At 75.5% G+C, this 13,127-nt stretch carries 7 protein-coding genes; 1 reads left to right on the plus strand and 6 read right to left on the minus strand.

Going from position 1 to position 13,127, the window contains the following annotated elements; all coding sequences use genetic code 11:
* Positions 1–517: 517 nt before the first annotated feature.
* Positions 518–3,349 (minus strand): helix-turn-helix transcriptional regulator, encoded by a 2,832-nt coding sequence (locus tag ABZ479_RS30690; RefSeq protein ID WP_500464601.1) that lies wholly within the window; start codon positions 3,347–3,349, stop codon positions 518–520.
* A gap of 157 nt (positions 3,350–3,506) precedes the next feature.
* Between ABZ479_RS30690 and ABZ479_RS30695 the strand changes: the two genes are divergently transcribed.
* A complete protein-coding gene (locus ABZ479_RS30695; RefSeq protein WP_500464602.1) occupies positions 3,507–5,021 on the plus strand; it encodes a 4-hydroxyphenylacetate 3-hydroxylase family protein in 1,515 nt (504 codons plus the stop codon).
* Here ABZ479_RS30695 and ABZ479_RS30700 read toward each other — a convergent pair.
* The 5 genes from ABZ479_RS30700 to ABZ479_RS30720 all read right to left on the minus strand — a co-directional run bounded on the left by ABZ479_RS30700 (position 4,994) and on the right by ABZ479_RS30720 (position 12,824).
* Positions 4,994–7,207 (minus strand): winged helix-turn-helix domain-containing protein, encoded by a 2,214-nt coding sequence (locus ABZ479_RS30700; RefSeq protein ID WP_500464603.1) that lies wholly within the window; start codon positions 7,205–7,207, stop codon positions 4,994–4,996. The genes ABZ479_RS30695 and ABZ479_RS30700 overlap by 28 nt on opposite strands.
* Positions 7,208–7,313: 106 nt before the next feature.
* Positions 7,314–7,793: a flavin reductase family protein gene (locus ABZ479_RS30705; RefSeq protein WP_500464604.1), complete on the minus strand. Its 480-nt coding sequence runs from the start codon at positions 7,791–7,793 to the stop codon at positions 7,314–7,316.
* A gap of 106 nt (positions 7,794–7,899) precedes the next feature.
* Positions 7,900–10,869 (minus strand): AfsR/SARP family transcriptional regulator, encoded by a 2,970-nt coding sequence (locus ABZ479_RS30710; RefSeq protein WP_500464605.1) that lies wholly within the window; start codon positions 10,867–10,869, stop codon positions 7,900–7,902.
* A complete protein-coding gene (locus ABZ479_RS30715; RefSeq protein WP_500464606.1) occupies positions 10,850–11,737 on the minus strand; it encodes a dioxygenase family protein in 888 nt (295 codons plus the stop codon). The genes ABZ479_RS30710 and ABZ479_RS30715 overlap by 20 nt, the downstream gene beginning before the upstream one ends.
* A complete protein-coding gene (locus tag ABZ479_RS30720; RefSeq protein WP_500464607.1) occupies positions 11,730–12,824 on the minus strand; it encodes a maleylacetate reductase in 1,095 nt (364 codons plus the stop codon). Before ABZ479_RS30720 ends, ABZ479_RS30715 begins: the two co-directional genes overlap by 8 nt.
* Positions 12,825–13,127: the final 303 nt, after the last annotated feature.

Below are 13,127 nucleotides of genomic sequence, written 5' to 3' on the forward strand. Positions count from 1 at the left end.
GGAACTGGGCGCTCGCGCCGAGCAGGTACACCCCGGTGGCGACGGCCCCCACCAGCCCCCACAGCAGGTGACCGGACACGGCATGCGCCAGCAGTGCGCTGAGCGCCGCACCGGAGGCGGCCGTGGGGAGGTGCAGCGCCGCCCACACGGGCCCGGCCGGAGGCCCCGAGCCGGCCAGTGGCCGCCCGGGCCCGCCGTTGGCGGCGGCCCCGACCGTGACGTACGTGAGCGTGGCGCCGGTGAGCAGCGCCAGCGCCTGCGTGGCGGACGGTGTGCCCCGTGCGGACACGGTGACGGCGGTGGCCGCCCACAGCGCCAGGGTGTAGCCGTGGGGTGCCGCGCCTGCCGCCACGACGCTCCGGAGAGAGCCGCGGTATCCGCGTGCGGTCGTCATCGTCACCCCTCCCGGAACCGAGCGGGGCGGCCACCGGACCGGTGGCCTGGCCCCCCGACCAGCATCGGGAGGGGTGCCATGGGCGGGCATCGCCCATTCAAGGGATCTCGGCGGTGCGCGGCGTCAGGTGCCGTCGGCGCCGGCGCCGTCCCGCTCCATCACCCACCGGGTCAGTTCCACGCGGGTGTTGATGCCGAGCTTGGTGAAGACGTGCTTCAGATGGGTGTTGACGGTGTGGACGGACACGTAGAGCCGGTCGGCGACGGCCCGGTTGGTGAGTCCTTCCGCGACGAGCGGCACCACCTTCAGCTCGGACTCGGTGAGGCTCTCCCAGCCGGAGACGGCGGTCGCGCGGCGGGGCGTGCCGGAGGCGCGCACCCCGAGGTCCCGCAGGAGACGGCGGACCCGCTCGTGGTCGTGGACGGCCCCGCTCGCAGCGGTGAGCCGTGCCGCCTCCTCCAGCGCCGCGACCGCTTCGTCGCCGCCGCCTTGCGCCGCGGACAGGACGGTCCCCAGGTCCTCGTGGGCCGCGGCCAGTGCCGCGGGCCGGCCCCCGGCGCGCAGCCGGGTGACGGCCGCCCGCAGGGCCACCGGGTCCTCGCGCAGGAGCCCGTCGACGTGGTCGCGTACGGCGAGCACGACGTCCTGGCCGCCGTTCTCCTCGGCCACGGCACGTACGACCGCCGCCACCGCCTCGGCACCCGTCCGGTCCCCGCCCCGCAGCGCCGTGCGGGCCAGCGCCGGCCAGTGGCCGGGGGGCAGGGAGAGGAGCCAGGCCGTGCGGTCCCCGGCGTGGAAGGCGCCCAGCGCCTCGGCGGCGGGCGCGTCCCGGCCCTGGGCCTGCAGCACTCGGGCACGGGCGAGCGCCGTCCACGGGCCGTAGGGTGTGCCGCCGGTCGTGGCCGCCGCCCCGGCGCGCAGATGGGCCCCGGCCCGGGTGACGTCGCCGCGGGCGGTGTCGACCAGGGCCAGGACGGCGCGGGCCAGTGGTACCGCACGGGACGTCTCGAGCTCCCCGGCGACGGTGAGGCAGGCCTCGGCCTCCACGGCCGCGTCGTCCAGGGCGCCGCGCTCCAGCAGGGCGACGGCCCGGCAGGCGTGCCAGTGGGGCAGTGACCAGCCGAGCCCGAGGGACTCGGCGGCGCGCTGGCCCTCGCGCAGGATGCGGGCGGTCTCCTCCAGGCGGTCGGTGGACAGCAGGACGACGGAGAGCCACAGCGCCGGGATGCGCGGCGGCCGCAGCCGCAGGCCGTCGGTGGTCGTGGCGGCGCGCCCGGTGGCGTGCTCGGCGAGTTCGAGGGCGCGGCCCAGCCGGCCGCGGTAGAAGGCCGTCTGCGACTGGAAGACCATGGCGCTGACGACGACCGCCGGATCGGCGCTGCGGTAGGCGGTCTCGACCAGCCCGGTGTCCGTCTCCTCGGCGGCCGTGATCTCGCGGCGTTGGATGTGCGCGGTCGCCTTGGCCTTGAGCAGCCGCACGCGCAGGTCCTCGGGCAGGCCGGGAAGCTCCAGGGCCCGCTCCAGATGGGTCATCGCCGCCGCGTCGTCGCCCGCCGCCTGGTGGATCTCGCCGCCGACCAGCCGCAGCGCGGCCTCCTGGGCAGGTGCCGGGCCGTCGGCGATGGCGTCCTCGACCAGCTCGAGCGCCTCGCTGACCCGCCGGGTCCAGCCGAGCAGTTCCGCGGCGTCGGTGCGCAGGTCGACCCGCCGCGGGTCGTGCGCGGGCAGCAGCTCCGCCGCCTGGCGTGCGAGGTCGGCGGCGGACCCGGGGGCGGTCCGCGCCAGCTCCCGTACCGCGGTGGTCAGGGTGCGCACGGACGCGTCGTCGATCGTGCCTCCGGCGAGGACCAGGTGCCAGGCGATCTCCGCCCGGTCCCCGCCGCCCTCCCGCAGGGCCTCGGCCGCCTCCCGGTGCAGGGCCACACGCACCGGCAGCGGGAGGTCGTCGTGCACGGCCTGCCGGATCAGGTCGTGCCGGAACGCGAACCGCCGGCCCGCCTCGACCAGCAACTGGGCGTCCATGACGCCGTCCACGGCGGACAGCAGCGCGCCCGCCGGCCTGCCGAGCATCCGGGCGGCGGTGCCGAGGTCGAACGCCCGGCCCAGGACCGAGCCGATCCGCAGCAGATGCCGTGCGTCGTCGGGGAGCCGCTCCAGGCGCTCGCGGACGCTGCGCCGGAATCCGGCGGGCACCTCCTGGGTCAGGGCGGTGGCCGTGCCGCCGTCGACGGCGAGCGCGTCGGCGTCCCGCAGCGAACGCAGCAGTTCGATGGCGAGGAAGGGGTTGCCCGCGCTGCCGTCCAGCAGCCGGGTCAGGGCGGGGGCCGGTTCCGCCCCCAGGACGTCCGCGGCCAGGTGGCGCAGTGCCTCCGGAGGGAGCGGCCCGAGGGTCAGTGCGCGTGCCCCGCGGTCGCGCAGCGTGCGGATCACGCGGGTGACGTCGGCCCGTTCGGTGCCCGAACGGACGCAGACCACCCACAGGACCCGGGAGGCGGCCAGCCGCCCCGGCAGGGTCCGCAGGGCGAACAGGGTCGCCGGGTCCGCCCATTGGGCGTCGTCGACGAGCACCGCCACGGGCGAGCGCTGCCCACGTTCCTCCAGGGCGTCGGTGATGCCGTCAAGCAGCCACAGCCGCCGGTCGCCCGCGGTGCCGGGGAGCGGGCGGGAGACGGCGGCGGGCCCGTGCCCGTGCACCGCCGAGTACAGCGCGGCCGGCGGGGCGTAGCGGTCGAGTTCGTCGGCCCGTACCCACAGGACGTCGAACCCGGCCACGGCGGCCAGCTCACCCAGGTGGGTCAGCAGTCCGCTCTTGCCGGTGCCGGACGCGCCCTCCACGAGCACGCACGTGCCCTCCCCGCCGAGCACCCCGTCCATGGCCGCGCGCAGGGCGGCGATCTCTTCCTCGCGGCCCCTCAGGCGGGGGGAGCGCGTCGTCCGGGAGACCGCATCGTGCATGCCGCAATCGTGCCGCACGGCCTTGGCCTCCTCAACGGCGGAGGGCCTGTGACCGGCGGTTTCACCCGGGTGAAGCCGGGCGGCAGGGCTCGCGCTCACCCGGTCGGGACGCAGGCTGCGTCCCGACCGGATCACATGTCACGGAAAGGAGCACGACGTGCGTACAGGCAAGGAATACCTGGCGGCGCTCGACGACGGCCGGAAGCTGTGGGTGGGCGACGAACTCGTCGACAACGTCGCCACGCACCCGAGGACCAGGGCGTACACCCGGCGGATCGCCGAGTTCTACGACCTGCACCACCGCCCGGACCTCGAGGACGTCATGACGTTCGTGGACGAGGACGGCGTGCGCCGGTCCATGACGTGGTTCCAACACCGCAGCAAGGACGACCTGAAGCGCAAGCGCCGCTACATCGAGACCGTGCTGCGCGAGCTCGGCGGTGGCGCCACCCCGCGCACCCCCGACGTCAACAACTACGTCCTGCTGACGTACATCGACGATCCCGAGCCGTGGAGCAGCCAGGCGGTGGGCACCGGCGGCCGCGACCTCACCGAGGGCATCCGCGACTTCTGGCGCGTGGTCCGGGACGGCGACCTGAACGCGACGCCGGCGTTCGTGGACCCGCAGACCGACCGCTCCCGCGAGTCCGCGCAGGCGGACTCGCCCGCGCTGCGCGTGGTGGCCACCTCGGACGAGGGCATCACCGTGCGGGGCGTGAAGGCGATCGGCACGGGTGCGGCCTTCGGCGACTGGATCCACATCGGGGTGTTCTACCGGCCGGGCATCCAGCCGGAGCAGGTCATCTTCGGCGCGGTCCCGCCCAACGCGCCCGGCGTCACCATCATCTGCCGGGAGAGCAACGTCCGCGACGGCGAGGACGTCGAGCACCCGCTGGCCTCGCAGGGCGACGAGCTCGACAGCGTCATCCTCTTCGAGGACGTGCTGATCCCCTGGGACCGGGTGTTCCACGTCGGCAACCCCCAGCACGCCGCGCTCTACCCGCAGCGCGTCTTCGACTGGCTGCACTACCAGGCGCTGGTGCGGCAGATGGTGCGCGCGGAGCTGATGCTGGGACTCACCCTGCTCATCACCGAGCACATCGGCACGTACCAGCTGCCGCCCGTGCAGGCGCGCATATCGCAGTTCGCCGGCTTCCACCAGACGCTGAAGGCCCACGTGCTCGCCTGCGAGGACGAGGGCTTCACCACTCCCGGCGGTCTGTACAAGCCGAACGTCCTGATGTTCGACTACGGCCGGGCGTACTACCTGGAGAACATCGCCCGCATGGTCAACGAGGTGATCGACCTGGCCGGCCGGGCGTCGCTGATCTTCCCCACCGAGGGGCAGTGGCAGCGTCCGGAGCTGCGGCCCTGGCTGGAGGCGCTGCAGACCGGCCCGGTCGGCAGGCCGCACGACCGGCTGAAGATCAGCCGGGTGATCCGCGACCTGTTCCTGTCCGACTGGGGCGACCGCATCAGCACGTTCGAGAACTTCAACGGCACCCCGCTGCTGGCGATCCGCACGCTCACCATGAAGCGCGCGGAACTGTCCCCGAGCGGGCCGATCGCCGACCTCGCACGGAAGGTGTGCGGCATCGACGGCCCCGCCGAGGAGCAGGACACCGCGTACACGGCCCAGGCGGACTACGCCCGCCGGCAGGACGCCTCGTAGGGGGTGCCGGGCCCGGGACGCAGCATGCCGCACTCCCGGGCCCGGGCCACCGCTTCGCTGCGGTTGTGCGTGCCGAGCTTCCGGAAGACCGCGCTGACCTGTGTCTTCACCGTGTTGCGTGACACGTGCAGCTCGGCGGCGATCTCCCGCAGCGTCAGAGGACCGCACAACGCGCGCAGGACGCGGCGTTCTCCGGGCGACAGGTCCCGCCCCGGCGGCGACGGCAGCTGGGCGGCCGGGGCGGGCCGGGCCGGGCGCAGGCGTTCGAGCAGTCCGCGGAGGACTGCCGGGACGGCATCGACTCCCTCCGGAAGGGGCGGGGGAGCGGTACCGCGAAGGCCGCGCGGCAGACCCGACGCGATGACGGCGGCCAGGGCCCGCAGATGCGGCTCGCCGCCGTGGACGGTCGCCGTGAGCGCCGTCATGGCGCGGGCCAGGGCTTCGGCAGCCTCGGTGCCGGCCCGGTCCTCCAGGAGCAGTCCCGCCCGGCACAGATGGGCGGGCGCGGCGGAGAAGTGGCCGGTGAGTCCCTCGGCGCGCGCCGTGTCCAGCGCCTGCTCCACCAGGGTGCGTGCCCGTTCCGCATGCCCGGTCAGGTACGCGCACAGGGCGCGCGAGCCGAGGGCGCGGACCAGCACCAGCGTGTGCCGGGCGCCGTGGGCGTGGCGTACGGCTTCGGCCAGGCGGGTGTCCGCCTCCTGCGTACGGCCCTGCCACAGCAGCGCGGTGCCCTGGGCGACGCAGGCCAGCGCCCGCCAGGTGGTGGGCCAGGGACCGTCGACGTCCACGGGCCCGACCCCGGCCGGTGCCTCCCCCCGCAGGCAGCGGACGAGGGCGTGCGCCACGGCCGCCGCTACTGGTCCCACTTCGCCCACAGTGCCCGGCCGGTGCGTCCCGGCGCTCGCCGCGTCGAGCCGGCGCTCGGCCGTCCCGGGGTCGCCCTCGCACAGCGCGGTCATCGCCGCCACGACGCACAGCCGGGCATCGGCGCGGACCGCGCGGTCCGGCAGCGTGTCCAGCCAACGCGCCACGTCCGCGGACCGGCCCGAGGCCAGCGCCTCCTCCCAGGCGTCGAGGACGCTCATGACCGCCCCGGTGACGTCCCCGGCCCGGACGAAGTGCCGTACGGCGGAAGCCGTCTCCTGCCGCCCTCGGTACCAGAGGGCGGCCGCCCGGTGCAGCGCCGCGGCCCCGCCGGGCTGCTCGGCGTCCAGCAACTCGGTCAGCACCGGGCGCAGCGCCCGGTGGTGCCGGTAGGTCCCCCGGGCACCGGCGGAGGGCACGAGCAGCTGGACGGTCCGCGCGAGGTCCCGCAGCAGCACCCCGGCGCGGTCGCTGCCGGTGACGGCACGGCAGGACTCGGGTCCGAGTTCGTCCAGGACGCAGGTCCGCAGCAGGAAGCGGCGCTGTTCGGTGGTGAGCCGGTCGACGACCTCCGTGCCGAGGTAGTCGGCGACGGCGCGGGCCCCGTCGGTCGCCGCCGCCCCGGCGGTGGTCCGCCCCATGAGGCACAGGCCCGCCGCCCACCCCTCGGTCAGGTGGTACAGCTCGCGCAGCGTCCGCTCGTCCGGCGGGCCGCCGTGCGGACCCGCCAGCAGGGCGGCCGCCTCCTGGTGGGTGAAACGCAGCGCGTCCGCGCCGACGTCGGCCGTGAGCCCGCGGGCGCGCAGCGCCGGGACCGGCGCACCGGGGAGGTGACGGGTCGCCAGCACGACCCGTACGCCCTCGGGCAGCGCGGTCACGAAGTCCCCCAGACAGCGCAGGGTCGCCTGGTCGGTGAGCCGGTCCACGCCGTCCAGCACCAGGGCCGGGGGCGCCCCCTCCGCCAGCGCCCCCAGGACGCGGGGGAGCAGGTCGTCGACCCAGACCTCCAGGGACCATGCCCCGGCGGGTGGGGGAGCGGGCAGCCCGGGGCGGAGCGGGCGCAGCGCCGCGAGGACGCCGGCCCAGAGCCGTGCCGGGGTGTTGTCGTACCCGTCCAGGGCCAGCCACGCCACCTGCCCGTCACGGGCCCGGCGGGCCCGTGCCCAGTCGGCGAGCAGCACGGTCTTCCCGGCGCCCGGCGGAGCCGACACGACGACCACGGGCTCCGCCGCGGCGTCGAGGTGCCGCAGCAGGCGTGGCCGGGGCACGAACCGCCGTGGCGGCGCGGGCGGATGGAGCCGGTAGGGCGCGATGGTCTGCACGTGGCCTCCCGTCGTGGCCGGTCGGTCGAGGTGGGTCCCCGGTGCCCGGCGGGCACGACACGGCACCGGGCACCGGGGGGATCGGAGGCGGGATCGGGGCGACGGCCTAGCCCAACGCGCCGAACCCGCCGGCGAAGTAGAGCAGCGGACGGGCCTGGCTCTTGTGCCCGAAGTGGCGCACGTCGCCGACGAAGATGGTGTGGTCGCCGCCGGGCAGGGCCTCGGAGACGTCACAGACCACCGAGGCGATGGCGTCCCTGAGCACCGGCACGCCGTGCTCCTCGTCGACGGCCACCCCGGCGAAGCGGTCGGGCACCGGAGCGGCGAAGGTGCGGGCCAGGTCCTCGCAGTCCTCACCGAGGACGTTGACGGCGAAGCGCCCGTGCTCGGCTATGGCGGTGCGGGTGAACAGGTGGTTGCCGACGCACACGATCAGCTGCAGCGGGTCCAGCGACAGCGCGGAGACCGCGCTGGCCGTCATGCCCACGGGCGCGCTGGCGGTCCGGGTGGTGATGACGCTGACCCCGGTCGCCAGGCGTCCCATCGTGGAGCGGAAGGCGACGGACAGGTCGAGGGTTTCAGTCATGGGAGACCTCCGGGAGGGAGTGAGCCGAGCCCTGGTGGACGTGGTGAACTGTGCGCCGCCACCTGTTAATGCGGGGGAAACCGAGCGGAGACCCGGGGTTCACGCCTCACCGGCGCAGCCTTTCGACCAGGCGCCGCATCTCCTCCGAAGGACGTACGCCGAGATCGGCCATCGCCCGCCGGTAGCCCCGGTACAGCTCGAGGAGACCGTCGTCGTCCCCGGCCGCCTCGGCGCCCGCGAGCGCCAGCCGCCAGGCCTGCTCACGGTAGGGATCACGTTCCAGCGCCGCTCCCGCGAGTTCCCGTGTCTCGCGGATCCGGCCCAGGCGCAGGGCGACCGCGGCCGCGTCGGCCTGCGCCTGGGTGAACGCCGCCGTCAGCGCCTCGCGGCGGGCGTCCAGCCACGGGGTGGAGACGCCCTCGAAGTACGGGCCGCTCCCCGCCGTCCGCAGCGCCTCCAGCAGGGTGCGGAACCGGTGTTCGCCGTCCTGCCGGCCGGCCTCGGCCAGCAGGCGCTCGAAGGAACCCGAGGACCCCGCCACGGACGCCTCGGGCGTCAGCCGGTAGACGTCCGCCTCCTGCACGAGCGCCACGCCCTCGGGCAGCACCTCCCGCAGCCGGTACACCGCCTGCCGCAGGTAGCTGCGCCCCGTCGCGTCGCTCCGCCCTGGGAACAGGGCGGCCAGCAGCGCCGCGCGCCGTGCGCCGGCGGCCGGTCCGTCCAGCAGGAACGCCAGCAGTTCGGTGCTCTTGGCCAGGCGCGGCCGGACCTCCCGCCCGTCGGCGGACAGCCGCACCGTCCCGAACTCCTCGAGGACCAGCCGCGGTGGGACGGGGGCGCGCAGCGCCGCCCGGCCGGCGGACAGTGCCGCCACCAGCGCGTGCCACGGCGAGGAGTGCGAGGGCTCGGCGTCGGCCCTGCGCACGGCGACCGCCGGCACGTCGTCCAGTGCCTGCAGCAGCAGATGGCGTCCGCCCCGGGCGTTCGCCACGCCCAGGGCGAGGTCGGCCGCGGCGTCCGCGGCCGCCGCGTCACCGGCGCGCCACATGGCCTCGCTCAAGTAGACGGCGGCGGTGGGCAGTTCCAGCAGCCGGTCGCCCGTGGTCATGGCGGCCACCGCGGCGGCGAGCCGGTGGGCCGCCTCCTGGTCCCGGCCCGCCAGGAGGAGCTGCAGTCCGCTCCACGTGGCCGCCAGGTCCGCGGTGAAGGCGTAGCGGGTGCTGCCGCGGTGGGCGGCCTCGGTCAGGGCCCGGGTGGCCCGTGCGAGGTCGCCGTCGAGACGCAGGGCGAGTTTGGCCTCCAGCAGCAGGCTCAGGATCCCGTACACGCGTGATCCGGTGGCCGCGACGGCCGGGCGTCCGGCCGTCAGCGCGGCCCAGGCCTCCTCATGTCGCCCGAGGTCGGCCATGAGTTCGACGTCGTCGATGGCCGTGAGCCACACCGGCCGGGGACCTTCACCGAGGGACGCGTACAGCTCGCCGGCCCGGGAGATGCGTCCCGTCGCCCGCAGCGCCGCGACCGTCCAGGGCGCACCGGTCGCCCGGTGCCAGGCACCGCGCGGAGCGGGATCGCCCTGCAACTGGGCGAGCCGCCCGGCCATGTAGGCGATCCGTATCAGCATGACCTCGACGGGGCCCGAGGCGTCGGCCCGCGGGTCCGGGAGCGTCGTGAGGGGGGTGCCGTCCGCCAGGGAGAGGAGGGCGGCGGCGATGTCGCGGTGGCGTCCGGGGGGCATGACGCGCAGCATCCGCCGGGCCTCGTCGGTCCTGCCCGCGTGCCAGAAGCACCACACCAGGAGCGCCAGGTCCTCACTGCCGCCGGGTTGCCCCGGCAGCCGCCCCCACCAGGACACCCCGTGGAGGTCGGCCAGTTGCAGCCCCCGCCAGCACTGCTCGCGGCCGAACGCCACGCGCAGCGCCGCGGAGGCCAGCCCCGGGGCGGGCGGCCCGGGCACCGGGCGCATCCGGTCGAGCCAGCTCTCCGCCGTCGCCAGGTCCAGCCGCTCCAGGACACCGGGCAGGACCTGCTCGGCGGCGCGCCGAGCCGCCGCCGAATCCCCGGCCATCAACAGCTCCGTCACGGCCTCCTCGTGACGGCCCGCCGTTTCCAGCAACCGGGCGTGACGGCGTCTCAGCTCGCGTCGGGCGCCGGCGTCCATGGCGTCGGCGCGCCGGCGCAGGTACCCGCGGAAGCACGGCAGTATCCGCACGCGGGTGCCGTCGGGGGACCAGGTCAGCGGCAGCCGGCGTCGCCGCAGGGTGGCCAGGACCCGGTCCGGCCCGGACAGCCCGAGCGCGTTGGCGGACTCGGCGGTCACCTCGTCCAGCACGCTGGTGGCGACCAGCAGCGCCACCTCGTCCCCGGTGAGCTGCCGCAGCAGGTCCGTGCAGAGGAGGTCGAGCCGGCCGGCGCCGGTAGCGGGTCCGGTGGCCCACCAGTCGTGCAGGACACCGGTGGCCCAGCCCTCGACGGCCCGCACCCGGAACCTCGCCTGCTCCTCCAGGCCGGCGGGCCGCAGGGCCCGGGCGGCCTCGGAGACGTCGAAGGCGAGATCGGCGTCGTCGAGGAAGGCCACCCGGTGGACGTCGCCGAGCCCGCCCACGCCGTGCGGTGGCTCCGCCCGGGAGACGAGCACCAGCCGCGTCCCCGGGGGCGGTTGCAGGACGAGTGCGGTGAGCGCGTCCTCGGCCGCCGGGTGGCCCGCGAGGTGTTCCAGACCGTCGACGACGAGCACGGGCGGCCCCACCCGGGTGGCGGGCACCGCCCGCGCCAGGCGGTCGCGGAACGCCCCGGCGGTGGTGTCGCCGGCGCCGAGGCCGCCCAACGGGATCCAGGCGGCCGGCCCCGGCAGGGCCCGCGCCGCCTGGAGCACCGCGGTGGTCTTGCCCGCGCCGGCGGAGGCCGCGACGACCAGCACCGGATGCCCGGCGAGCGCCTGGAGGATACGGCGGGTCACCCGTGGCCGCGGGACGACGTGCGCCGGCAGGCCGGGCAGGCCGGGCAGGCCCGGCGGTTCGGGACGTTCGGGCTGGCCGGGCGGGGCCGGTGGCCGCCGGTCAGGAAGGCCGGGGGTCATGAGCCGACCGTCCCGGCTCGAGCACGAAGGTGTGACGCAGCAGCGTGTACGGCTCATCGGTCCGCGTGCCGTACGGGCCGGTGCCGGCCGGGTGGCTCGCGTACTCCGACACCAGAGACTGCTTGACGCCGAAGACCGGGTCCTGGTCCAGGTACGGGTCGTCGGCGGGGAACAGCATGGTGGTCACGCGCTGGAAGCCCTCGGCGGCGACCACGACGTGCAGGTGCGCCGGCCGCATCACGGACCGGCCGGTGGCCCGCATCAGTTCGCCCACCGGTCCGTCGTCCGGGATGGGGTAGCTCGACGGGCGGATGGAGCGGAACCGGAAGCGGCCCTCGCCGTCGCTGCGCAGCAGGGCCCGCATGGCGGGGTCGGACAGGCCGGGGACGTCCACGTCGTAGTGGCCGTCCGCGTCGCTGTGCCACACGTCGACCGCGGCGTCCGCCACCGGCGCGCCGTCGGTGCCGGTGACCAGGCCCTCGAAGAAGAAGGGCGTGCCGGGCAGTCCCTCGGAGATGTCCGCGCCGTCGGCCGCCCGCGGACGGTCGTCCCGGAAGAAGGGGCCGAGGACGCTGTTCTGCGTCGATCCCGCGGCGCGCCGGTTGCCGAGGGCGTCGACGAGCATCGTGATCCCCAGTACGTCGGAGAGCAGGATGAACTCCTGCCTGGTGGCCGTGCACTTCAGGCCCGTCCGGGTGAGGAAGTCGACACCGCGCGCCCACTCGTCCTCGGTCAGACCGGTCTCACGGACGAAGTCGTGCGCGTGGCGGACCAGGGCCTCGAGGATGCCGGCGAGGCGGGCGTCCTTCGCGTCGCGGACGGTGGAGGCCACGGCCTCCGTGATGGTGGAGTCGGTGAGGTCACGCATGACGGGCTCCCGTCGGGTCGTGGGGCTGGTCGGAGGCGGCCCGGAGCGGCGGTTCGCCCGCCCAGGCGCGTCGGAGGAGGTCGTGCACGGCGTCCCGGTGCACCGGCCGCGGGTTCCAGTAGCCGTCGCGGACGATCAGGTCCGCCGCCTCGGCGATGCCCGACTCGGGCATGCCCAGGTCGCGCAGCGCGCGGGGGGCGCCGACGCCGGCCGCGAAGTCGAGGACCGCGCGGGCGGGGTCCGGCCCGGGCAGCGCCCGCCCGATCCGGGCCATCGCCGCCCCGGCCGCCGGGGCGTTGTACGCGATGACGTGGGGCAGCACGACGGCGTGCGTCTGCGCGTGCGGGAGGTCGAAGGAGCCGCCCAGGACGTGGCACACCTTGTGGTGCAGGGCCATGCCGACCGTGCCCAGGCAGCTCCCCGCGAGCCAGGCACCGTACAACGCCGTGGCGCGGGCCCCGGTGTCGGCGGGATCGCGCAGGATCGCCGGCAGCGCCGCGGCCAGGGCGTCCAGGGCCTCGCCCGCGGTGAGGAAGGCGAGCGGGTCGCCGTCCTGGCCGTACAGGGCCTCCACGGCGTGGGCCATCGCGTTGATGCCGCTGACGGCGGCGACGTGCGGCGGCAGGGTGAGGGTGAGGTCGATGTCGTACACGACCGTGTCGAGCAGGATCTCCGGCAGCCGCCGGGTGGTCTTCACGCCGCCCTGGGTCTCGCCCAGGATCGGGGTCATCTCCGAACCGGCGTACGTCGTGGGGAGGGCGAGGTGCGGCAGCCCGGTGCGCAGCGCGACGGCCTTGCCGAGGCCGATGGTCGAGCCGCCGCCCACGGCGACCAGGCAGTCCGCGCGGGTGGCCCGTGCCGCTTCGACCGCCTTCTCCGTTACCGCCACGGGCGTGTGGGCGGCCGCCTGGTCGAAGACGCCGGCGGTGAGGGCACCGAGGAGCCCGGCCACCTCACCGGCCTGGCCGGTCTGCCCGGGGGTGCACAGCACCAGGGCCCGGCCGCACTCCAGTGCCCTGACCTCGTCGGCGAGCTCCCTGCGCGTTCCGCTGCCGAAGACCACTTTCGTGATCTGTCCTCTGTGCACGAACGACTTCATGGCTGCCTCTCGCAATGTCCTTTACCGGAAAGGGAGTCTCGACGTCCGTTCGGTAACGCGTCAATGAAGGGTTCACGTGATGGTGTGCGGGGCGGTTCGATTACCGCATTCACGTGACGACCGGCGGATTGCCCGGGGGTCACGGTGGGCGTGGATATCACCCATCCTGGTGATGTGCACGGCGGTTGGGGCCGTCGGCGCGCCCGAAAGAGCGGCTGTCGGTGCGCGTTCCGTCCGCCGGGAAGTGCGGCTTCGCGAACGCGGTTCCGGGCTGTGCGGAAATTCCGGTGA

Source organism: Streptomyces sp. NPDC005722, assembly GCF_040630935.1.
Lineage (GTDB): Bacteria > Actinomycetota > Actinomycetes > Streptomycetales > Streptomycetaceae > Actinacidiphila.